We start from the raw sequence: 25,646 nt of genomic DNA, 5'->3' as shown, positions 1-25,646 counted from the left end.
GAGCACGACACCCCATGCTTCGGACGCCGGGACCAGCGGTTTCAGCAGGCCGTCGAGTGGCCCGCTCGGCTCAGTGTCTCGCGGTGACCCCAGGATTTCTGCCGTACACCTGCTCCTGTGTTGGCGGAACAGCCACCCGTGCCCCGCAGCGGTACCCCGTCGCAATGCCAGTACCATTCCTGACGCCCCCGCTCCCGCCTCCTGGACGGCGCGACGCCCCATCTCCAACGTCTCCAGGCGCCGCCGCCCCACGGCCCAGTACCGCCGCCCCCACGCGCATCACGGCGGAGCCATCATCGCGCCCCATGCCATCAAGACCCGTCGTCAGCCCCGCCACCGCCGCGGACTCCGAGTCCACCTTCGCCCTCCTCCCCGTACGGACGGTAGCCGGGATTGGGGATCCACTCCCCGAGGGTGTTGTCCCGGGCAACCTCCCGCCCGGCACCAACGATCCGCCACGCGCCCTTGACAAAACGCGATGCCACCCCACCGGCGAACGCGATCTCGTCCTCCTCAGCCGTGGTGTACGGCAGACCGTGCGCCGCCAGGGTCTCCGCCACATCGACCCCGCCCGGTGCGTCGATCTCGTACACGAACGCACCGTGACCGGCCCACCCCGCGACCCACTCCCTGCTCGGCGAGGCACCGACGAATCCATAGCCCGCGCTCTCACCCAATCCCAGACGAACGTATTCCTCCAGATCCAGACTCCCACCGCGCGGCCGTAGTCCTTCGTCGAAGACCACCTCAGGAGCCCGATGGTCCGCTCGGAAGGCCTGACGGCCCTCGTACCACACGGGTGACGGAACGATCCGCGACGCGTCGACCGGCACCGCTGCCGCCGACGACACCGCGGGATCCACTACGCCGACGCCACCCGGCAACCACACCTCGTCAGAACCGGACCCGTCGAATTCCAGTTCACCGAGCCCAGGCCGTTCAGGCGCCGAGCCGTCCCCGGCGGCCCAGTCCGCCTCCGAATCCAGTTCGTCCCAGTCGAACTCGCGGTCAACACGCAACCGTAGGTCCGAAATACCCGCGGCTCCCACACTCGGTCCCGCGTTCTCGGGAAAGCCTTCCACTTCGGCGAAGTCCGCGTCGCTAAGGGCCTCCTCCGCGAGGTCCTCCGCCCCCATCGCGGTGTTCCGCGCGGTCGGCGCAGCCGCCTCTGCGGCCGTGTCGTCGACGGACTCGGCAATGGGGGCGAGGCCCTCGTCGGCGGGCGGAATGTAGCCGACGTTCATACGCTCGTCATGGATGTCGGTCTCGGCGGTGTCGGCCTTCATCATATGCCAGCGCAAATCTGTGGCGTCCGGGTAGACCGCGGTGACACCGGTCAGACCGCGACCCCACAGAATCCGCATGACGCCACCGGCGAACTCTCGGCCGGACCGATCATCGCCGAAGAACATCCAACGCAACGGCGAGGTGGGAGCCCACTGGCCGTCGGCATACCGCAGAACGAGGGCGTCAGCGACGTCCTCCGGGATCATGAGCGAGCCATCGACGTGGCGCACCCCGCGACCCGTCACGTCGAGGCCGACGGTGAGGTACGGCGCGTCCTGAGGAGCTCCGGAGGCGAGAGCGAGCGCGTCAGCCTCGGCCGAGACTCCGTACGCGCCGATCCACACGGCTTCGGTCGATGCGGTGTTCATGGGGCGCAGGACTGCCGGCTGTGGCATCCGCTGCGTCTGGGGGGCCTCATCCGGGTCGACGCCGTACATGCCGATCCAGGACTTGCTCATGGCATCGGCACTCTCGTCGTCTGCCTGCGCGGGGAACAGTTCGGTGGACGCACCACCCGGGGTGAGGAAGATGATGTCATCGGCGTAGGTAAGGATCGGCCTGCGGACTCCGGGCACGAACCGGACCAGCGGCTCGCCACCGGAGTGCTGCTTGTGGCTGTCGACGACCCGGGAGAATACCTCGCGCTCGAAGGGGTCCTGCGGATCCCAGAACAAGTGCGCGCCGTGCTGCGCGATGCCGTCGGCGATGAGCCTGCCCACAGTGATCTCGTAGCGCAGGGGGTCGACCTGCTCGCCGTCCAGTTCCAGCAGGTTCCACACGTCGTGGTCCCCGGTGTACGGCTTCCACTGGCCTGTCTGGTCAAGCCCCTGGACGACACCGTCCATCACCCGGTAGCGCTTGGTGGTGAAAAGAGTTCCCATCACATTTTCGAGCGCGGCCTGTTCGGCGAGGCGTTGCTCGTAGCGCCTCTTGATCGCCTCCCACCGGTCGTCATCCTGGAACTCCTCGGTGCGCTCCGGCAGTCGGGGCACGAAGAAACCGACGAGTCCGATATCCGCGTCCCTGGCGCCGAGGAAGGTGTCCAGCTCGTTGATCGTCTTCGCCTTGATCTCCTTCGGCTTGGGAAGAGCACCGTTCCTCAGATGCCGTACCGAGTCGGGATGTGTCCCCCGCACCTCGATCACCACACCGTGCTTGTCCGCGACCCGCTGGAACTTCTTCTGGTTCTCCTCAGGCATGCCGAAGACCTGCTCAACCACCGCGGCCGACACGTGCGGTACGCGCATGACTGCCAGGACGCCCGCGAGCACGCTGTCCGGCAGGGATTGCCGCAGCGCGGTACCGGCCGACACCCGGCGGATCACCGGCCTGTGCCGGGCCGACTCGGGTGAATGGGCCTCACTGCCGGAGCGGCTGACCGCCCAATCCCATGAAGTCCACTGGCTCAGGCCGCTGGGCTGGCTGCCTGACCACTCCGATGGCGTCGAGCGGCTGCGGCCGGCGGCGTTGACGAGCATCCGCTTGCTGAAGGTGACCAGTTCCTCAGGCCGACTCACGCCCGACATGCCGTTCTCCGCAAGGAAGTCACTGAGTACCTCGGAGATCGCGCTGTGTACCTTTTCCATCCGCGCGCTGGTGAGTTCGGACGGGGCGCCCGGTGTCGGAGACCCGACCAGCAACAGCCCGAGTCCATTGTCCTCGCCGTCCCACTGGCCCAGCGGGACGGTGAGGATCTCGGTCCACATCTCCAGGTCGGACAGACTCATCGTGGGTATCTCGGCCTCGCCCGGGTTGAAATGCACCACGAGCGGCTGGTGCGCTTCGAGTTGTTGGTAGATCTCGCTCGGGCCGGGCACCAACGACACCAGAACGGTGTCCTCCGCGATCTCGATGTCGTCGTCCGGCACGGCGTGCGGAGGGATTTCCTCCGCCTCCCGCGGACCGCCCACCGAGGACGGTGTTCGGGTGCCCCACTCGATGGTCTCGCGGAAGACGGGCGCGTCCGCGCGTCTACCGGCGCCGGAGGTAGCGGGGCGAGACGAGGCATCGCCGCGGCGTCGGCCGTGGGCCTCGTCCTCGTAGCCGCCGCGCGTGAGGATGGTGCCGAAGGCGATGTTCGCCGACAGTACGGCGTCCGGGTCACCACTGCCCAGTTCCTCCGCGAGCTGATCGGCCGCGCGGAGGCCCTCTTCGGGCAGCCCCCCGAACTCGTCCGCCTTCTGTGCGAGCCGTGCGGCGAGGTCCTGCGGGTCCGGCGTCCCCTCGCTGCGACCCGACGTCGCCACCAGGGAGGTGTCGACGGTGCCGCCCTGGCCGCCGCCGGTGAAGTCGGCCAGACCCTGGGCGGTGCCGATGGCACTGTGGGCCCGGGCCGCGGTGAGGACGATGTCCAAGGCCTGCGCGAAGGGCCGATGCTCCCGGGTGTGGCCGGAGACGTGGTCCGCCACGACACGGTGCAGGGTGCGCCATGTCAGGAGTTCGGTGTCGCCGTCCACGGCCCGCATCTCGTCGAGAGCGGCCATTCCCCTCAGCCGGTCCAGGTAGTCCGGCCGGTCGGAGACGTCCTGACCGTACGCTTCGCGCAGAGCACGCACCCACCGCAACGCGCGCTTCGTGGCACTGCCCGGAGCCTGCACGGTGTTCAGCCCCGCGCTGCGCAGGAGCGCCGCGAGACGGTTCTCGTGGGGCTCGGGACGGAGCCGTGACCAGCCAATTCCCGGAGCCGCCAGGTCTCCTGTCCTCAGGAGGAACCTGGGGGGGCCACCGCGATCGCCGACGAAGCCGACCTCCGTATCGGTGGTCCAGACGTCCTGGCCCAGGCGGTTCGCGAACAGCTGAGCGGGGCGCGGCGTGACGAGCAGGTCGTCCGTGGGATCAGCCGCCACGAAGCAGCCGTTGATGACGACGGGCACATCGGAGGCCAGAGCCTGCATGCTGCCGCGGCGCCCGAAGAAGGCCGCGGCCTCCTGTGGTGCGACCACCACAGTGCTCTGGTCCTGGAGCACCAGGCGGACCGCCCCTGCGCCGTCCCCCACCGGTGCGAACGCGTGGAAGCCGAGGTAGCGGACGTCCCGCGGCCAGGGCAGCGGCTGGATCGCGCCCTCTCGGATTCCGTCGGGAGCCTCCGGGTCCGGTACGACGAATGCGAAGCCCTCGGCCTCCGACAGCTGGGCGTACTCCTGCTCGAGGGAGCCACTGACCTCGTGGGCGGGGACCGAGGTCCGGCCGAGCAGCCGCTGCCGGTCGAGGCTGGCCTCCGTGACGGTGTAGATGTGGCTGTCCGGGATCTCCCGGCCGTCGAGGGTGCGGACCGAGCCTTCCAGGCCGCGCGCCCACAGCTCTGGGTCGCTGGGGAGCCAGCCCCCGGTGCGGGTCCCGCCATCGTCCACCGCGACGATCGCGAGGCGGGTAGCTCCGTCAGAGCCCGGAGCCGTGGTGACATCGCCGTCGCTGGACCAGACCCGGGTCCCGACGGTCCGGGCCACGCGCCGCGGCGTGTCCATGAACCCTGCGCCCGCGGCGGGGACGGCCAGAACTGGGATCCGTGACGGCACCTCGGTGCTCCCCCGCCCCGTCATATCCCGCCGAACGAGTTCGGCCATGTCCTCCCACGGCACCAGGCGGGTCGAACCATCCGCGAGCACAAGAGTCAGCAGATTCGCGTCACCACCGGCCAGCACGACATACGGGTCCCCCTGCCAGGGGGCGGAACGCTGGAACAGGACATTGCCGTCGGTGTCGATCACGAGCACCTCGTCGGTCTCCAACTCCACCGGCGCGCCGGTCCAGTTGCGCCCGGCGAAGGAACCGTCCGACCGCCGCAGCAGGGTCTCGGGCCGAAGGAGGCCCAGCCCGTGCTCCAGGTGGAACGCGCCGAGCTCCGGGATGCTCGCGGCCCGGAGCCGCTCGGTCGCCTCCGCGACCAGGGTCAGCAGGGCACGCCGCTCCTGGGCGCCCACCATCGCGTCGCGGTCCAGGTGCAGAACTCGCCGGACCAACGAGTCGGCGGCGTCCACGGGCGGCGCGGAGCCGTCTCGGACGACCTCGGCGAGAGCGGAGTCGAGTACCGAGGCGATCTGCGGAGTAACCGTGTCGGTGCCGAAGGCCTCCCGCGCGGTGGGAGCCGCAGGCGGGGCGGAGGACTCCGCAGGACCAGTTCCGCCGTCGGCCGGGTCACCGCCGGTGGAGTCGACGGCTCGGGTGATGGTGGTCTCGTCGCCCGAGCGGAACCGCAGACCGAAGGCGCGGCCCCTGGTCCGGGACGAGCCCACGTCTGCCGGTGTGCCGGGCTCGGAGCGCGGGTCGGCGATCTCGATGTCGACCTGCCAGGAATGATCTTCCAGATCGCGCCGCCCTGCCTTGACGTCGATCTGGAAGACATCGGCGGTCAGCGGCTCGCCGGGGTCTCCGCTCTGCCGCTCGCCCAGAATCCGGGAGAGTTCGGCCGCTAGCCGACTCCGCATGTCCCGCGCGGCCGACATCGCGTCCGAGGACCCCGGTACGAGACCTGCCAGGCGGCGGCTTTTGACCGAACTGGCGGCCGCGTCGACGAAGCCACGTACCACGACCTTCGGGAGAGGTAGTCCAGCGGTCCGACTCCACAGGCCGGCGGTGGCGAGGGAACGCGCGATAGCGGTGATCCTGCGGGACACGAATGCGGCGTCCTGGCCGGGGAGGAACGGTGAAGTCTTCGGCAGCGAGTTATGCACGACGACGACTGTCAGCGGATTCGGTACCAGGGCGGGGTCGTCGCCGAGGAACCCGCCGTGCCGGTCGTGGGCACTCTCCCCCGGGCCGCGTCCCAGCATCGTGAAATACCAAGCATCTCTGCTCTGCATGCCCGACTCGGCCTTCATCATCCGCTGCACGGCGGACGAAAGCAGGTGCTTGGCCGCCTTCTGCGCGCCCTCCCAGTCCACCGCCTCGGGAGTGAGCGAAGCCAGGTACGTCCGGGCCTTCTTGAGGTTGGCAAGTCCCCGGACGAGGCCGCTCAAGCGGTCGGCCCGGTGGTCCGAGCCGCCCGCATTCCGGACGTCCAGCCGGTCCGCGTAGGCCGCGAGCTCCTCCGCGGTGAACCGGGCGAGGTTCGCCTCGATCGCCGCGGTGGCGGCGGCCCTCGCCTCCTTGTCCCGGGCCACGTTCTCCAGGGTCACCTGGTTCATGCCGTCCTCGCTCTCCAACACCACCGCGGCGAAGTGGTGCGAGAAGGTGGCGAGCCCCGCTTCCTTGTGCGGCGCCGCGTAGTTGGGCAGCAGGCTCGCCTTGCCCTCCTCGTCGCGGGAGAAGACGGCAACGGTCAGATAGACCTCGCCCACCTCGGCCCAGGCATGCTCGTTGACACCGATACTGGCGGCCGCGTCGGACAACGCGGCCGATGCCACGTTCGGGCCTTCGAACAGGGCCAGGCTGGTGCCGTACTCACGACCGGGCTGCGGCACGGTCCGCCGGTCGGTGTCCTTGCGTCCGATGTGCCCCGCGGCCCAGCGGGGGTCCGGCTTCTGGGCGGTCTGAACGGCCTTGGTGGTGGCCACCAGAGCCTCTGCCAGAGGATGGAAGACGACTTCCAGCTCCTCCGGCGAGAAGACCTCGGCGGTGGTCACCGGCGTGTCGCTCCCGTCCGCGGCCCGGAAGACGATGTGCGACTCCCGTTCTCCCCCGCCTTGCCTGGTGCCCGCGATGGCGCGCGCGGTGTCCCGGGAGCTGTCGCCCTCACGCCTGTTGCCGATGTTCTCCTCCGTGAAGACGGCGGTCACGCGATAGAGGACCTTCCCGTCCGCCCCGGTCGACGGCCCGAGGACGACGCCGGCTCTCCGGTCGATCACGAGCCGGACGGGGCTGTCGTAACGGACCATGCGGGCGTTGGCACGCTCCACCGCCCGGAGCGTGGCGTAGAGCTGCTGCGCTTTGCCCACCCGCAGGCTCGCGATGCTGCGGTCCCTGGACGGCCAGAGTGCGGGGCGCTCGGCGCCGTCGACGTTGTAGACGCCGAGGCCGATGGTGGTAAGCGGCAGATCGGGCTCGGAGTCCCCTCGGGGTTCGACGATGCGGTAGTCGGCCGGCACGGTGAACAACGGTGCGACCGTGGGCCGTTCGTCGAACACGTGGTAATCGGTCGTGCTCTCCTGGTCCGGCCACCGGTGCACCAGGCGCTCACGGGTTGACGGCCCCTTGGGCTCCGCCCCGCCCTCGACGCTGTAGACACTGGAGGAGGTGTCCTCTACCGAGGTCACGACAGCGGAGCTCCTTCCCCCGGAAGACGTCGGGGGGAGTCCGGCCGACGAGACCCCGGACAGGCCGGTGTCGATCCGGGCGGAATCCTCCTGAAGCGGCTCCAGGGCCTTCGCCGCGCCCGGCCGCGGGGCCCGTGGAGCGCTGTCGAGGTTCAGCGGCGGCCGGGCCGTCGCGGATCGGCGGGCGCGGATCATCCGGGCGTCGCGGCCAGGCGCCCTGCGGTCGTCGAGGGCAGCGGCGGCCTGCTGCTTCAGGAGTTCGAAGTCCGCCTCGACAGCGGTCTCGTCATCACTCCGAGGCATCAGGCTCCGTAGCGCCTTGACCGTTTGCGACCGCGACACCGAAGGCGGGCCGGCGAGATTTCGGTCCTCCTCACCAGAGACCGCGGCACTCTCCGAACGGGCCGTGGGCCGTTCCTCCCGCGCTGTGGGCGGCTCGTCCCTCTCGGGGTCGTCCTCTTCCTCCGATTCCTCCGATTCCTCCCAGTACGTGTCCTGTTGGCGTTCGCCCCATCCGTCGGCGAAGTACGTGTGCACCGAGGAGGCGTCCGTCAAGTCGAGGGACTGGATGTCGGTGAGAGTGTCGATGACGACCTTTCGCAAGCTGGGGCCGAGCGAGTGGCCCCCCAAGGCCTGCTGGGGGGACATCGCGAGTTCGACTGCCTGGCGCCGGTGGTCACCGGTGACGGGTTCGCCCGACGGCAGGTTCAGCATCATCCGCGCGAAGAGGCTGACATTGGACGGCATCATGCTGACGGCGCTGCCGCTCTCGTAGCGGCGGTAGAGCCATTCCGTCACATCCAGCTCCCGCAGCAACAGCCGGTAGAGAGCCATTTGCCCTTCGTCCAGGTCCGCCAGCGTGACGTTGGCGTAGTCGGCGGACGGGACCTCCTCACCTGTCGCCTGCCGCCAACCGTCCATTGCCTCGGTCGGGGAGGAGCCGGGAGTGTCGTTCATGCCCGGCACGTACTCCTGGAACCAGGTGGGCCGCCCCGCCCTGTCGTGCAACAAGGTCAGCCGCGCCGGCCGGGTGCGGGTCGGCGGCTCCAGGGCGACACCGCCGGTGGGCGCGAAAACGCGCCTGCCCAACTCGTCCGCGAACGCCTGCGCTTCCTGGGGGCTTTCGCAGAACAGGGCCACGAGGACGTCGGTGGCCGGAAGGTTCGCGATGCTAGGCCGTCGGCCCAGCGTGCCGCCGGCCCGTGCGCCGCCGACGCTGCGGGAACCGCCGGTTCCCAGAGCCAGCTCAATGCCCTCCGGACCGCCGTGCGAGGCGAAGAAGTGGACACCGAAACCGCCCGCTGCCCAAGGCACGGGCTCTCGACGGGACATGACGTCACCGTTGCGCGGGTCCTTCATGAGGCGGGTGTAGTGCGTCAGTTCCGCGAGGTGGCGGTACGCCTCGGCCCGCTTGACCCACTGGTCCTCCGGGAACGAGGTACGGACGAGCGATGCCGGGACCGTGCTATCGGCCCGGTGTATCAGGATGTCAGCGTCGGGGTCCTGAAGCGGCGCGCCCTCACCCTCAGCGGTGTCGCCGCCCGCCTTCGGGGTGACGCCGTCCGCTGCCGGGCCGTCGGAGGGCTGGAGGATCGCCGCCAGCATCGCGTCCAGAGATGCCATCCGCGATGCCCCGGTGCCACCACGGCCCGGTCGCGGAGTCGTTGCCTGCCCACGGTTCGCCGAGGCCGAGGAGATCTGGTCGTGAAGGGAGACGGCGGCGGGCTTCTCCACGTCGTCGGCCACCAGACCCATCAATCGCAGGGCCGGTGGCTCGCTTCCGCCCGCCGAGGTGTGCTCCGCGGCGGTGTCCGTGCCGGGGGTGTACCCGAAGCCGCGGAGCCGGGCGGTCGCGACGGCGCCGGGGTCCTTGCCGAACAGGGCCGGGTACTCGGTCTCCAGCCCGCCGGCCACTGGGTAGTGGCCGGTCGCGTCCGGGGTGCTCTCCAGCGGCAGCATGCCGTACAGACCGCCGGGCACCTGCACCCGGATCACGCCGCGCGAGCCTCGGAGTTGGAGTTCGACGTCGAACTTGTAGTGCCGGTAGCGGCGTTTGCCGACGCGGTTGCTCTCCTCGGTCTGGTCGAGCCTTCCGGTCTCCTCCTGTGCCTCCTGCGTACCCCATTCCACGGGCGTGAGTTCGAGGAGCCGCTGACCCTGCATGTCGTTTCCGCCGAACTGCGGCCCCAGAGCGAAGCGGTGTCCGCTGGCCGACTTCGGCTCCTTCTTGCTCTCCTCATCGTTCTGGGTGTAATGCCGGGCCTTGAACATGGCGCCGTTCTGGGGGCCGACCACCTCGGCCGACACGATGTTCATGCCGACCAGGGTGTGACGGCCGCCTTGCGTGTACGGAATGCCGGGCAGCGACTCGTCCTTGACGATGTCCTTCTCCAGCGTCCCGCTGAAGGAGCCCACCGGCACCTTGTACTCGTGACGCAGCAGCTCGTGGATGTTGGGCAGCAACTGGTCGGCGTCGGTGAAATGCTGGTACCGCAGGCCAGCGACATTCGTGAAGTCCAGGCCGGGGACACGCCAGGGCTTGCTCGTCTCCTCCGACAGGTCCGCGGGTGGCTTGAACGGAGCGGACGCCAGTGCGGCCCACCGGCTGACCGCGCCTGCCGCGGGTACACCCCAGGGGTGGAGCAGCTCGATCAGCTTGTCCGGCGTCTTTCGTGGCAAGGGGAAGTGACCCCACGTCGCGTTCTTACCGTAGACCAGGCCGGTTTTCGGGCCGGTGCCCTTCTCGGTGAGGTGCTCGGGGAGCAGCAGCCGAAGGTCGCCCTGGGCTTCGCCCTCCCAACTCCAGACAAAGGGGCGGTGGTCGTACCAGAAGTGGTATACACCACGTCCCTTGCCGATCAACCGCCCGGCTCCCAGGACAGTCTCGCGGGCAGCCCGGACCGGGACGTTGAGGAGCTCCGGGGGCTCAGTACTCACCCCCATCTCGATCGCGAAGGTCAGCGGGTGCTCGAACTCCCATGAAGTGCCGACCGGGTTGGAGCGGTAGATCTTCAGGACCTTCTGGGCTTGTTCGTCCGTGTCGGCCCGCTTGCCTTCCCAGACACCGCCGAACTCGACACCTCCCTCGCCGCGCTGCCTGCCGCCGAGGACGTGTGCCTCGAACCCACCGCTGAGCGCCGGGCCTTGCTCTGTCTTCCTCTCGGTCACCGACGGCGCCTGGGTGCGCAGCATCAACGCGACATCAGGCCGTGCCCGGTTGGAGGTGGCGTCCTCCGCCCGCGCCGTGACCTTCACCCACAGGTACTGGGTAGCGCCGAAAGCCCGAGGCAGTGGTATCCACCGCATCACCCCGCCGCCCGAGGTGAGCAATGGATACTGGTTGCGCAGCGGCTCCGAGCCGAAGGACACCTCCAGTTCCCGGGCCAGCAGGTTGGGGCGCTCCTTCGCCGGGTCGTTCTCGGTGCGCAGGATGCCCCGCTCACGCAGCCTGGCCTTGATCACATCGAGCACCTGGCCGGCGCGCAGCCGCTCGGGGTAGCCGGTTCCGCGCGTCAGGCCGGGGTGGACGAAGCGCGGTTCCGACGAGGGTGCGGAGATCTTGCCCTCCCGGAAGTCGCTGAGCCCCAGGTCTGCGAGAAGTTCCTCGGGCACGGCGACATCCACCGCGTCGCGGGTCCGGTAGTACTCGCTGGTCTCGGTGATCTGGCCGTTCCTCCAGCGTACGAGGGTGAACTCGAAGACCGGATCCATCCGGAAGACGTACGTCTTCCCGCTGTAGGTGGCCCGGGTGATCTGTACCTGGCCCTTGCCCAGGGTGCGCTGGCGCGTCTTCGACCAGCTGGGTTCGCCGTGCACGTGCACGCCAGCCGCGAGGAAGGGCTTGTCGGTCCCTCCCGACTCCGCGGCTACACCGCTCTTGCTGGCGGCGTTGCCGAGGTGAAGCTGCGGGCCGAGGGAGCCGACCAGACCACCACGCCAGGTGTGCTCGTTGCCCCGCTTGTGGTTGAGGCCGCCCTGCGTGTACTGCTCCAGCTCGATCGCATCGCTGACGGTCACCAGCCGCGGCCTGTAGCCACGGATGCGTACCCGCATCGACTGCTTGTAGCCGTGCTTGCCCTTCGGCAGTTCGAGGTACCGGCCGACCTCACCGGTTTCCTCGGCGAAGAAGGTGGCGAGGTCGGATGGAGAGGCGATCTGACGGATCGCCTCGGGCCAGTTCATCGGGTCGGCCAGCCACACCGGGGGGTTGCCGTTGGCCGCCGCGTACATCGCGGCGGCCTTCGCCGCCAGCTCCGGCATCGCCAGGAAGACCGGGAAGACACCCGAGGTGCCGCCCCCGGCGAAGTCCACCGGACGGTTGTTCGGGTTCTTGCCGGTGGGCCAGCTTTCGATCTTGGTGAGCTCGCCCGGCTTGCCGCCCCGCGCCGCGGCCGAAGCCCTGGTCGGCGCGTGCTCGTGCGGCACGACCACCCGTGCCGCGGTCGAGCCGGCCAGTTTCCGCTGCCCCTTGCCGGACTGACGGGGCTCCCGGCCGTCGATCCACCACCGCTCGGTCTTCCCCCGCGCAGGCCTGACCGCCACCTCGTACACCACGTCGTAGAGGTACTCATCGACGTCGCCTCCGGTCTCGGTCCGGCGGTAGGACTTGGTGGTGCCGACAAAGTCGTGGCCGGCACCCGGCCCGTACACCCCGGCGCCGCCGAGGGCGCCGAGCTGGAAGGTGGCCCATTCCTTGAGGGTGAAGCGGGAACCCGCGCCGACGGCGAGTCTCACGTTCCAGCTGCCACCGCGATGGCCGCGCACCAGGGTCGCGTGCTGGTTGCGCAGGTTGACTGTCATCGGGTAGGTCTCCGGCGCGTCGCCGATCCTCTCTCGCAGATACGCCCTGGCGAACAGTTGGTACTCGCGCCCCCGGACCGTGACGGTGTGATCGATGCCGTAAAGGAGCCGGTTGAGATCGCCCTCCAGGGCGGGCCTGCTGTACCAGGCCGACAGGTCGAGGTCCGCCTGCGCCCAGTCGGTCTTCTTCCGACCGCCGTGCTTGGCGTCCATGGCCACGAGCTTGGCCCGCAACAGGTCGTGAACCAATTCGGAGCCGGGCAGCGAGACACCCGACCCGAAACCCAGGCCGCGGCGCGACGCCAACCCCAGCGGCTCCCGTGCGTGGCGCCTGCCAAGCGGCGCATCCAGGTCGTCGGGGCGTGTCGTGGAGATCGACGCCTCGGAGGGGTCCGGGGCGGGCAGGACACGTATCCGAGGGTGCACGGTCCTGGTGGCCGGGGGTTCTTCGGTGAGCAGCTCCGGGGTGTGGACGCGGCCGAGCAGTCGGCGCTCGAAGGTGGCCGCGTCTCGGCGGCCCACGGCGATCTCACTGGTGGCCGACTCGATGACGGGGCCGAGCTTGTGCGTCGTGGAGCGGATGTCGACCGTGATCTTCAGCGAAGCGTGGTAGCGACTGTGCGGGTAGTTGACGGTGAGCACCGTGTGCCCAGTGGCTTGTTGGGTCAGCTCGTGGGCGGTTGTACGCTCACTGGTCACGATGAACGAGATCGCGGGCAGGAACCCAGTAGCCGCCGCGTGGTGGTGTTCCGACGACTCCAGTGCGTCCGGGCTCACGGAGCCGCTCTCGGGGCTGGTGTGCGCCCCGGGGGTGGGCTGGGCGAGACCGACGATGTCGAAGGCGAATCCGGTGTCGGCCCTGCTCGCCACCTGCTTGGCCCGGCCGCCGGACACGGCGCCGCCCACGTCCTCGCGCACCTTCAGCGGGGTGTCGCCCAGGTACTGCACGGTGTCGACGGCGGCGCTGACCGCGAAGTGCGCGTCGAAGTCGCGCAAGGCCCCCGCAGTGACGTGGATCTTCTTGGTGACGATGCCGCCCTTGGTGAAGAACGCCCGACTGCGGTTGCGGACCGCGTGCTCGTTGAGTACGCCCTGTACCTCGCGCATGGCCTTGACGACGCTCTCCGGCGGCAGCCCCGCCTTGAGGAGGCTCCGCTGCACGGAGGCGGTGACGGGAATGAGGTCGACCGCGTTGAGCAGTTCACGTCCCATCGAGGGCAATTGACGACGGATGCCCGGGAGACCCATCTTGCTCTCCACGACCTTCGCCGAGGGTTCCGGCGCCGGACCGTTCGTGGCGGCGAACTCCGAGGGGATGTCGAGGGTGAGGCGCCCGTTCAGCACAATGTTGTGTTCGCGTTCGACGCCATCGACGAAGACCAGAACCTTCGCCCCGCTCACAAAACGGGAGTTGTCTTTGATGTACGGCTTGCGTCCGGCGATGATGTTGCGCTTCCATTCGACGCCCTCGGTGACAGTGCGGCCCACGCCGACGAGGGGCACGCCAGGGACGAGATTGGACAGCACCCTGGAGCCGATCGACGCGATCAGCATGAGCAGCGACTGATAGTCGAATGTCCGTTCTACAGCTGTCTTGCCGCCGGTCGAGGTCGACGCGAAGGAGATGTTGTACTCCCGCGTTGCGCCGTCCGCGGGCCGCTTCGTCGCCTTCATGTTCACCAGCACGGGCCGCAGCCAGACCAGCTTGCCCTCGATGACGTGATGCCGACCGACCCGCAGCAGGGTCTGCCACTCCTGGGTCGTCTGCGCTGCCAGCAGTTCGGCGACGCAGTCCGCCACCGCGTCGGCGAAGGACTTCGCCTCGTCGGGCCGGGTGACGTGAGCCGCGGTGTCCACCGCTGCCTGGTGAATGAGCGGCACCGAGTCCTCGGGGTAGCCGGCTCCCTTGATGGCGGCCTCACCGAGAGCCCGGTGCTCGACGTACCACGGCACCTCGCCGAGGGGCTCCTCCAGCTCGGGCTCGGACTCGGCCAAGTCCATGTCCTGGTCCTCGAAGCCGTCCTCGGCCTTGCCATCGAAGAGGGCGTTGCGGTAGTCCGCGGGAGGGGCGGACGCGTTCGGCCGCCACGTCTCATCGGCCGGAGCGGGGCGGCCCTGCGGGTGCTGCACGATCCAGCCGACTGCCTCCTCCACCGGTCCCCGCGGGGCGGCGACGGTCGCGTCGAGGTGCGTGGCGACCTGTGCAGAGAAGGGTCGGTGCCCAGCATTCGCGGGCGCTCCCGTACCGCTGATGTACAGCACGGCCACCGAAGCGGGCTGCCAGGTGGCGGAGCTCCGCAGCCGCCGCGCCACTTGCTGCGCGGTCAGCTGCTCGCCGTCGACGAGCACGGTGTCGCTCTCGGGCTGGTACAAGCCTCGCACCACGGCGATCGGCGCCGGAGTCGTGTCGCGCCCGTCCGGTGCGTCGGCGTGTGCGGAGTCCGCGTTCTCACCCGAAGAGGGGCTCCGGTCGGCCGGCGCCGGGTCTACCTCGGTGTCGCCCGTGGCGCTCGACTCGATGCCGGAACCGAAGGTGACGGATCGCTGGAGGTCCGAGGTACCGGACATCGTGGCCGATACCTCGGAAGCGTCGGACTCCGACCCGACGACGAGTTCGTCGGAGGCCACCGAGACGATGTCGCCCGGGCCACGCAGGGCCTCATGCACGATCGCCAAGCCTTCGACCGTGGTGGTGTCCGCGGCCATGGGGTCCGAGGCGACGGCCAACAACTCGGCGAACTCTGTCGGTCCCACCGGCGCTTCCCGGCTGAGCCCGAGCACCCGCCGAGCCAGGGGCTCCAGCGCCTCGGTGAGCGTGCCGGCGCCAAGTTCCGGGTCTCCGGCACGCAGGAGGTCGAGCTTCCGCGCCGCGTCGGCCTGAGCCATCCGTTCCGCGCGGGATCCCGTACCGATCTCGCGCATCACAGCAGCAAGGCTGACCGTGTCGGCCCCAGGTTCGGACTCCGACGACCGCCCGTCGACGGCGTACGGAATCAAGGTCGACGTAAGACTCTCGCCGGTGGAGTCCGGGAACAGGGGGATCACGTCGCGGGGCACAGTGCGTTCGAAGAGAGAGGCGAACGGTCTGGGGGCTGTCCCGGGTGCCACCGTCTGGACCACCTGGAGATAGCTGACCCGGCCGGACGGGACCAGGGCTGCGGGCGCCGTGTAGGACCAGGTCCTTCGACCCAGCTCATTGGACATGCGCATGCGCAGCGCCGTTGAGCGGTTTCCCGCACCCAGGACGACGACATCGGTCGTCAGAGGCTCCTGGAGCAGTTCGGGATCATAGGAGGTGAGACGGGCGATCTCGTTGAAGGGGACGTCGAACTCGGCATCGCCGCCGAAGTACAGCATCGCGCTGTCCTTAGCGGTCGGCCTGATCTGGAAGAGGTAGGGACGCGCGCCCCATGGCGGGGCACCCTCCATCCCGGTGGCCTGGAGTCGCTGACCGGAGGGAATACCCCCGCTCAGCTGGTCGGGGGCCCATCGATGCTGTTGCCCCGGCGCCAGAGCGTGTGCCGGAGCGGGCTTCCGCCAGTTCCGGCCGGTGACCACCCGTCCGTCGGTGTCGAGCACTCGGGTATGGACGCCGAAGGCACCAGCGTCCTCCAGGTGAAAGACCGCGAGCTCCAGGCCGCTGTGAATATCGCGCCCGGAGAGCACCGCCTTGGCCGCCAGCCGCATCAGCATTTCCTGTAGCAGGTGCGGTTCCACGGTTACACCGGCGGGCTGATGGAGGACACGCCTGGCAAAGCGCTCGACATGGTCCGCAGGAATCAGCCGGTGCCACTCGGAAACCCTTGTCAGCGCCCACAGCACCCGGGTGAAGTCGAACTGATCGACCTCCTTGGGGTCCTTCAGCCGCAGTAGATCCGCCGCGAAGGCCGCACGCTGAGCCGTGTTCATGGCGTTGAGCCGTCGCGCGGCCCGCGTCAGTGTCGTCGCATCCGGCACGAAGGAGGTCAGAGCCACCCCCTCTGGTTGCCGGGCGGCCCCCTCGAGCAACTGCCGGTACTCGACGGCGCTCGGGGCTCGGTCACCGGCCGGACGCGCGGCCCAGTCCAGCAGGTCCATCACGAATGGGCCGAAGTTGCGCACAAGCGGGTCGGTCGCGCGCATGCGCTCCACCGCGCCAATGCCTCTCAACAACGTCCCGTAGTCCGGGTCGTGGTCCACGTCGTCGCCGAGAGCCACCCGTAGCGCCCGAACCAGACGCTGGGTGAGCTCCAGGATCTCCCCGGAGACCGCATCAGGTGTGGGCGCCAGCCCCGCGGTCACCGCCCGGCGGGCGAGTTCCGCCCCGACAGGCAACGGCTCGGCCAGCACCCAGCTGTCAGCTCCACCACCGTTGCCGTGCACGTCGGTCCAGACGTAGTACACGTGATTCTGCAATTGGGCGTTCCACCCAGTGCCAATGACGCGTCTGTTAGCCAACACGAAGCGGGTCGTCTCAGTGGCACTGGCCTGCGCGACCGAGAGGGAGCCGAGCGGGTCCGGAACGTACGGCGGCCGGGCTCCGAGGTGCCTCGACTGGAAGGAGCCGCCAGGAGTGGCTGCCCAGCACCTGATTGACGCGATCCCAGCCGAGGGGTCCATGGCCAACAGGCTTCTACGGTAACGGAGTTCGCCGCTGTGCTGCCTCGCCGTGATGGGCTGACTGGCCGTCGCCCCGCTCAGTGATATGTGAGCTCCCCCCGGGAACCCATGCCCGATGTCCCAGTACTGCACGTTCGCCTGACTGGGAACGGGAAGTGGCCGTGGCGCTCCCACGTCTCCAGTGGCGGGGTTCACCGGCTGGAAATGGGTGATCTCGTGCAGACGCCGCAGTGCATCCAGCTTAGGAGCGAGTTCGGCTTCGGTGACCGCCGCGCGGCCGAGGAATCGGCCGTCCGGGGAAAGGATGGGCTGCGTGACGAGGCGCTTCTGCCAAGCCGGGGCATCCGTCAGCGCCTCGTCCTTGTCCAACGCCGTGGGCGAGACTTTGATCGCCGGAATCGACGGCGGCATTGACCTGGGGGAGTTGGGCATCCGGATGTCCCGCCCGAAGGTGTTCGGCAACCCTCCCGGCTTGCGGATGGAGTTGGTCGTCCCCGGGAGCTTGGGGAGCACGTCCCGCGGATCGGTCTGTTCGAAACGTGAAGCCACCCGGGGCGCGCTGCTCTTCAAGAGCAGCTTGCTCAGCTTGTCCCGTCGGCGGGGATCCGGCCACTCGAACAGGCTGAGGACGCTGGTCGTGCCGTCCGAGTCCAGCACCAGTCTCGCGCTTCCCGAATACGAGTGTGCCGTCCGGCCGAGTTCTCTGGTCATCGCCTGCCGCAGGGCGCTGGTCGCCCCGGCGGCGCCCACGACCACGACATCGTGCCCCAGTTTGATCCGGTTCAGATCCGGGTCGTAGGAGGCGAGCAACGCGATCTGGTCCACAGGCACCTCGAACTCGGTGTCTCCGTCGAAGACCAGCCAGGCGAGGCCAGCCACCTCGGACGGCTTGACATCGAACAGGTACGGCAGCTCTTTTTGCCAAGGAGGGGTCTGCGATCCCCGGGCCTGGAGACCGTCTGCGGTCGGCTTGAGAACGTTCACTGTGCGGTGGTCCCACGTGACCGATCGGGCTGTGTTGTCGGCCCAGTTCCGACCGGCTACGTACGGGGTGGACGCGCTGACTATCGAAGTGCGGCTGGTGAAGGCTCCGGCGAGCTCCAAGTGGAAGACCGCGAGTTCCCGCTCGTCGTAGATGTCCCGTCCGGCCAGGCCGGCCATGGTCGCCAGTTCCAGTAGCCGTTGGTGGTTCGTCTCGACATCCGCCAACGCCAGGGCCGGCTCATGGAACACACGCCCTGCAAGGCGGCCCATGCTCATCTTCCCAACGCCTGCGAGCCACTTCGTCGCCCGGGTCATGGCCCACAACACCCGTGTGAAGTCGAACGGGACGACATCGCCCACGCTCTTCCTCACGAGCCGGGCCACGAACTCCCCACGCTCCGCCCCACCCATCGCGGTAAGCGACTGGGCAGCGCTCTCCAACGCCCATCCATTCGGCACGAACTCAGTCAGACGACGCAGGCCGCCCACCGACTGAGCGGCCTGCGACAACACCCGGCGATAGTCATCGGCCGACGGCTTCCGCCCCCCCGGCACCTGAGCGACCCACTCCAGCAGATCCATCGGGAACGGCCCGAAAGAACCCACCAACGGATCCGCCGCACGCATCCGCTCCAACGCACCAATACCCCGCAACAGCGTGCCATACGAGCCATGATGATCGACCTGGTCACCCAGCGCCTGACGCAACGCATACACCAGCCGCCTGACCGTCTCCACAACCTCCCCAGACACCGGCCCCCCACCCGACGGCCACAACCCCGCCGCCACCGCCCGACGCGCCAACTCCCCATCATCCGGAACCGGCTCGCTGAAGCCCCAACTCTCCGGCCCTCCGCCGTTGCCGTGCACATCGGTGTAGACGAAATAGACGACCCTCTCCTTTTCTTTCTCGCCTATCAGGGTCGTCCCGATCACGCGGTCGCTTCCCAGCACCTGGCGCCGTGTCTTGTTCGCCGCGATCTGGGTGACCGGGAGTAGTGACAGCGGATCCGCGACCTGCGGGACGCGGGCGCCCGCGTGCGGGCTGGTGGTCCCATCGCCGGCAGCGCGCCCCCGACAGATCAGTCCGTTGATCCACGCTTCCGGACGCATCTCACTGAGGCTCCTACGACGCGCGACCTCTTCCGCGTGTTCCTCCCCCGAAACCTTGACGTCGGGGCCCGAAGCCTGAGGCACGTAGACCCCACCCGCAACCCCGTGGGCCGCGTCCAGGTACATGGGGCCGGGCAGGGTGGGCAGGGGCTGTTCAGGCCCTCTCTCACCAGTGGCGGGATTGATGGCGATGAAAGTCGTGATCCCGTCCAGAGACCGGTATTGGTCACCGCGCCCGTTGCCCAAATCTGCCTTGGTCATCGTTGCCCGGCCACGTAGTTCGCCATCTGGCGATACGACGGTGTGGCTGACCATACTCCGGTGCCACGTAGGAGCATCCGCGTCCCGCAACCTCATCAGCCCCGGCTGGCTGAGGATGAAGGAGTTCGCCGGCTCGCCCTCCCGGCGAAGCAGGTTAATGAGTTCCCGCCGCTGATCGGGGAGTCGCTCCCAGGCGAAGGCGCCGTCGAACGAGTATCCGTTGCGACCGGTGACCTCGGCGATATAGCGCGGCAGTTCACCGAAGCCCTCATGGGCATCGCCCATAATCAGCAGGAACGGCGTGTTCGGCTCCAGGCTCCGCTGGATCTCATCCAGCCTCGTCAACTCTGCGAGCACGCCTGGACTCAAGAACCCACCACGGAGTGGCCCGGATCGCTTGCGGGTGATCACCGTGTAAGGCCGTTCACTCAGATTCAGCCGCGACCACGGCGTGGCCGTCATACCGCTCAGTGCGTCGGCGCCCGGTGGGACAGGGAGGACCCGGCTCCGGTCCACAAGATCGCTGGGCTTGGAGACGCGGACCCGGTAGTGGTCCAGGTCGATGTCGTCAATCGATTCCCCGCTCCAGTTACGGCCCCAAGGCCTCCCCGAAGCGTCCTTCAGCGTGAACTGGTCATCGAACGCGCCCTCATTGATCAGATACACCGCTGTCAGTGTGTCAAGACGCGGGGCATCCACTGCGGCCGGATCATTAGCCGTCTCCAAGAGCCGTTCATAAGCGCTCAGGGGAAGTCGTCCGCTCTCCGGCAGCAGCAACAACCGACGAGCCATCAACTCCAAGTCGAGTTCGCCGCTGGCCAGATCCGCGTGGTCCGGATCAGGATCGCTCCTGCGCAGCCTGTCGAGGAACTCCGCAGCAATCACCATGGCCGGGTAATCAGGACGCGAAGCCACCCCCGAACCGAAGGCACGCTCAAGAGCCTCTCCGACAGTCCGCCGAGCGCGCTCCTCGGGGTCGCCCGATGCCATGCTCAAGTCGTGGTCGTTCACCGGGTTCAAACCGTTCATCGAGGGCGATTCCTCGTGCTTCGAACCCGAGGCGTCCGGCACCAAGGCCGAACCTTCGTCCACCGAATCCGGGCCGTCGCTCTCCGCATCCGAGTGATCTCTCGCAGGCAGCGATGGGAACGTCGGGCGTCCGGAGAAGGTCGGTGTCCCGATGACGTGCCCCAGGGTGTTCGCCTGCCTACCACCCCTCCCCGCGGAGGCGGTTGCCCTCGGGAGCTTCGGGAGCACGTCCACCGGTTTGGTGCGCCGGAAGAGGCCACCAGTGGACGAGAAGCCGCTGGGGAGGAGCGTCGCGAAGTTGCTCGTGCCGCGGGACCCCATCAGCCACGCTGATCTCATGTACCACCAGGCCTCGCGCCCGAGTTCCCGAGTCATTTCCTGACTCAGGTCGCCGCTTGATTGACCGGCGCCCACGGCGAGAACGCCGAACTCCAGTTTCACCCTGCTTAGCTCACGGTCATAGGAGGCGAGCAGCGCGATCTCGTCCAGCGGCACCTCGAACTCGACGCCGTTACCGAAGGCGAGCCGAGCCCGGTTGCGCCTCTGGGACGGCTTCACGTTGAACAGGAGGGGTGAGTGTCCGGTGGACCACGGAGGCGCCATCGGTCCCAGGGCTTGGAGAGGGGCACCGGGCCTGCTCTGTGCGAAGCCCTGGAGTCGGAGAGGGCCCCACTTGATCCTCCGGGCGGTAGTGTCCCCCCAGTTCCGTCCGGCGAAGTCGCCGCGTTCAGTAGTCACCCTTGTCTGATCGGTAAACGCTCCCACGGCCTCCAGATGGAAGACCGCGAGTTCCCGCTCGTCGTAGATGCCCCGTCCGGCCAGGCCGGCCATGGTCACCAGTTCCAGCAACCGATCCATATTCTTGGCGTCATCCGCCGACACGAGGCCCGGCTGGTGGAACACCCTACCGGCCAGTCGGCCCAAGTCTTTCTCCGGAACATCCGACAGCCACTTCGTCGCCCGGGTCATGGCCCACAACACCCGTGTGAAGTCGAACGGGACGACATCGCCCACGCTCTTCCTCACGAGCCGGGCCACGAACTCCCCACGCTCCGCCCCACCCATCGCGGTAAGCGACTGGGCAGCGCTCTCCAACGCCCATCCATTCGGCACGAACTCAGTCAGACGACGCAGGCCGCCCACCGACTGAGCGGCCTGCGACAACACCCGGCGATAGTCATCGGCCGACGGCTTCCGCCCCCCCGGCACCTGAGCGACCCACTCCAGCAGATCCATCGGGAACGGCCCGAAAGAACCCACCAACGGATCCGCCGCACGCATCCGCTCCAACGCACCAATACCCCGCAACAGCGTGCCATACGAGCCATGATGATCGACCTGGTCACCCAGCGCCTGACGCAACGCATACACCAGCCGCCTGACCGTCTCCACAACCTCCCCAGACACCGGCCCCCCACCCGACGGCCACAACCCCGCCGCCACCGCCCGACGCGCCAACTCCCCATCATCCGGAACCGGCTCCTTGATCGCCCAACCGTCGAGCCCCCCACCATTACCATGCACATCGGTAACGACAACGTGGACGACCCTGCTCGGCCCCCCGGGGTCCTGAAGAACCCTGTCTCCCCGAGCGCGCTTGCTGGCGCGCACCAGGCGTCGTGTGATGTTAGCGACAACTTGGGCCACCGACAGCACCGACAACGGATCCGGCACCAGCGGGACCCGAGACCATTCGCTTAGGCGGCTCCCATCACCAGGCGTGTCCCCCCAACAGACCATCTCGTCCAGCCACCCGTCCGGAGCCAAGTCAATGACACTCCGGCGCCGGGCGACCTCGTCCGCGTGCTCTTCCGCCGACACGTCGTGGCCGTTACCCGAGTCCTGACTTATTTGGACAGCGCTTGGGCTCCCATGGACAGCGTCCACGTACATGGGTCCCGGAGGGGTGGGAAGTGACTGCTCGGGGCCAGTTTCCCTGGTGGCCGGATTGTAGGCCACAAAGGTCGTTGCGCCATCCAGGTAGCGGAAGGTCGCGGATCGCCTGTGCCAATCTTCGTCACTCACCACGGCCCGGCCCCGTAGTTCGTTCTCCAGCGAAATGATGGTGTGGCTGACCATGTTGCGCTGCCACGCGGGGGCTTTCGGGTCTGGGAATCGCAGCAGACCGGGTTCACTGGGAATGAAATCGTTAACCGGGTCAATTTCGTAGTGGGGAAAGGTGATGATGAGCCGCGGATCGGAGGCGGTGCTCTCGAGATCAATGTCGCCTGTGTGCGAGTACCCCTTACGACCGGTGTAGGCGGAGGCTCGGCGCGGCAGGTCGCCGAATCCTTTGTGCCCGTGATCGTAAAGCAACACGAACGGCACGTCCGCGGGCAGGCGACGCTGGATCTCGTCCAGCCTCATCAACTCCGCGAAGACGCCGGGATGTACCGCCCAGTCGTCCTCGTGGCTGATCACCACCGGCATGCCGCCTTCCTTGTCGGCGATCACGGTGTAAGGGGGGTCCTGCAGGTTCAGCCGCGACCACGGCGCCGCTACGAAGCTTGTCAGCGCGCTACCACCGGGTTTGATGTTGCGGGCCCGGTAGCGATCCATGACGATGTCGCCGGCGTTCCGATTGGTCCAGTTACGACCCCAGCGCCTTCCCGACGAGTCGGTGAGGGTGAACTCGTCGTCAAACACGCCCTCGCTGATGAGATACACCGCCGTCAGCGTGTGGAGGCGCGGAGGGTCCGCCGCGGCGGGATCGCCCACCACTTCGAGAAGCCGCTCGTAGTCGACCCCCTCGACCGGCTCGCTGGCGGGCAGAAGTAGAACGCGTCGGGCGATCTCCGCCAAGTCGAACGCCGTACCGGCTAGATCCACATGGTCGGGATCGGTCCTGCGGAGCCCGTCAAGGACCTCCGCGGCGGACACCTTGGCCGCATAGTCCGAATGGGAGTTCACGTCGGGCCCGAAGGCCCGTTCCAGCGCCACCTGGATCTCAGCGTTGATCGCGGGTTGTGTCGGCGTCGGGGAACTGACGACCGCAAGCGGACTGAACGCCGAGAGTTGGTTAGCCGGTACGGTCTCCCGGGGAAGTGTCCTCTCCCACATCTGCTTGGGATCCTTGGGCTGTTGCCCGGTCGGCACGTCCTGCACGACCTCGATGAGCGCCGTGTCCAGGCCTTGATGTGGCGGTGCGATCCGCATGTGCCCAGCGAAGCTCCAGCTCTCGCGGCCGGTCCAGCTGCTCACAGCGTGCCGCAGCCAGACGGAATTGCCGCCGGGACCCACCAGGACGATAGGCCGCGTGAGACCGGTCATCATGAACACAGGATCGTACGAGAGGAGAATTCCGATCTCCTCATGCCGTACGGGTATTGCGCGTCCACCGAGGGATATCGTGGCCCGTTCGCCGTCGATCTTGTCCACGGCCACAAGGAGCGGCTTGGCCTCTGCTGTGTAGAAGGGGGACGGCTCCACACCCCGGTCGACCAGCATGCCGTCGGCCGAGGACTGCCAGCTCGAGAAGCGGGAGGGGTCGATGGTCGCATATCCGCCCTTACCACTCCAATCCCGTCCGTGCGCTCCCGGTACGGTCGCGAAGCGCACCTCGGTTTCCTCAGCGTGGGCTCCAAGGATCTCCAGGTGAAGGGCGGCCAACCCGCCACGAGTCAGGGGGCGGCCACGGGCCGCCGCCATCGCGGCCAGAGTGAACAACTGCTCGTTGGCCTCGGATTCTGGAAGCTCCTGATGGAGGATCTCCTGCACCACGCGATGCGGATACAGCATCCGGTTCATCCACTCGCCAGCCTTCACCAAGGCCCAGAAAAGGCGGCTGAACTCGGGCTCGCCGAGCTTCTGCGAACCATCCAGGCCGAGCACTCCAGCGGCCTGTGCGTCCAGGTTGTGGGCGTTCTCCATCCCGTGCGCCACAGAGGCCAGTTCGGTGAGCCCCAGGGAGAAGGTGAGCGGCTGAGTGTCATCGACGTGCTGGACGGCCCATCGCAGAAGGTCGCGGTACTCCTCGCGGCTGGGTGGGTTCCTTAGGACATCGGCGGTCCTGAGGGCCATCGCGGCACGTTCGAAGAGTTCCAGAGTGAGGGGTGTGGTGGAGCGCAGCCACGGATCTCTCCGCCGCAGCAGCTCCAACGCTCCAATGCCCTGCCACAATTCGGGGAAGTCGGCGTCCTGTCCGACAGTGTGGCCGAAGGTATGGCGCAGGGCACGCACCAGGCGCAGCGCCGTCTTCCGGGTGGCCTCTGGAACCGGGCCGGTCTCCTGGTGGAGGCCGACAGAGACCGCCAGGTCGGCGAGCTCCTCGGCTTCCGGGTCGGGGAGCCAGGTCTCCCAAGTGGGACCGCCGGCGTTGTGCTGGTCTGTGGCGAGCATCCAGACCGGGCGATCGCCATCGCGCGCCCGCATCGTGCCGACGACACGGGTTCCGCCTCGTCCCTTCAGGCCAAGGCCCGTGGAGATGATCTGGCCGCCCGCGCTCTGCTCCAATGGGTCGGGGACGAAGGGGCTGGGGGCAGCGAGATGACGCCGCCCCTTGGCCGAGGCTCCCAGTGAGGTGCCCAGCCAGCAGATGTTGAGATCTATCCGGGTATTGCGGGGCAGCGCCTGGATGCTCGGTCGCCTTCTCAGGTATGCGGTGAACTCTTCCCAGTCGAGCTTCTTGGTCTTGCCGCCCTCCAGGGGAACGTCCACGCCGTCCGGGCCGCCGTGGTACATCAGGTGGACGAACGGCTCCTCGGGATCGTCAGTCGGCATCTCCTGCTCGGGCCCGACATAGCTGTCGGTCGCGGGGTTGTGCAGCTGGTAGGTGTTCATCTCCGGCAGGTGACGCAGTCGGGCCTCACGCTGTGCGGCCATGTCTGCAGAGGTCATCCCGGCCCGTCCACCGAGCAGTTTCCCGGAGGGCGGAATGGTCCAGCTCACCACGTATTCTTCCCAGGCGGGCGCGTCGTCGGCCGCCGGCGGCAGGTCCGGGGGGTTGGGGAAGAACGTGCCCACCGCCTGGCCTGAACTCCGGAGCAGCGAGATCCGATGCGTGCGCTCTCCTTGTTCGCGCTCGACCAGCATGCGGCCGCTTGCCGCCCATGTCGTCAGACCGATCCGAGAAGCGATCGCCCGGGGCATCGAGGCATGGTTGGCGCCCCCCCTCGACACCAGGAGCAACGCCGCCTCCCAGGAAGTCGAGCCGGTCAGGAGCGGATCGAGGGACAGCAGGAAGGCGAAGACCTCCCGGCGTGCCTGGCGGACCATTCCTCTGCCGTCCCGCACCTGGATCCGGCGAGGACCGCCATCTGCCACCACGGTGTACGTCTTACGCCCGTCGGAGTTGGGCCACGCTGCGGGTTCGGCATCAGGCAGGCGCTCGCGATCTCCGTCCGAAATCACCTCCACGACACCAACCGCCGACAAGTCGAGGTC

General features: G+C 68.2%; 1 protein-coding gene (cut by a window edge). It reads right to left on the bottom strand.

All coding sequences use genetic code 11. The features are described from left to right. Window positions 1-311: 311 nt before the first annotated feature. Window positions 312-25,646: the 3' portion of a lonely Cys domain-containing protein gene (locus K7472_RS19240; RefSeq protein ID WP_222979729.1), read on the bottom strand. It continues 23,277 nt past the right edge of the window; only the last 25,335 of its 48,612 coding nucleotides appear in the window; its start codon lies off the right edge, out of view; the stop codon is at window positions 312-314.

This window comes from Streptantibioticus parmotrematis (assembly GCF_019890615.1).
GTDB classification, from domain to species: domain Bacteria; phylum Actinomycetota; class Actinomycetes; order Streptomycetales; family Streptomycetaceae; genus Streptantibioticus_D; species Streptantibioticus_D parmotrematis.
The sequence above is the reverse complement of the archived record's forward strand: the minus strand, read 5'-3'. Positions and strand labels throughout refer to the sequence as shown.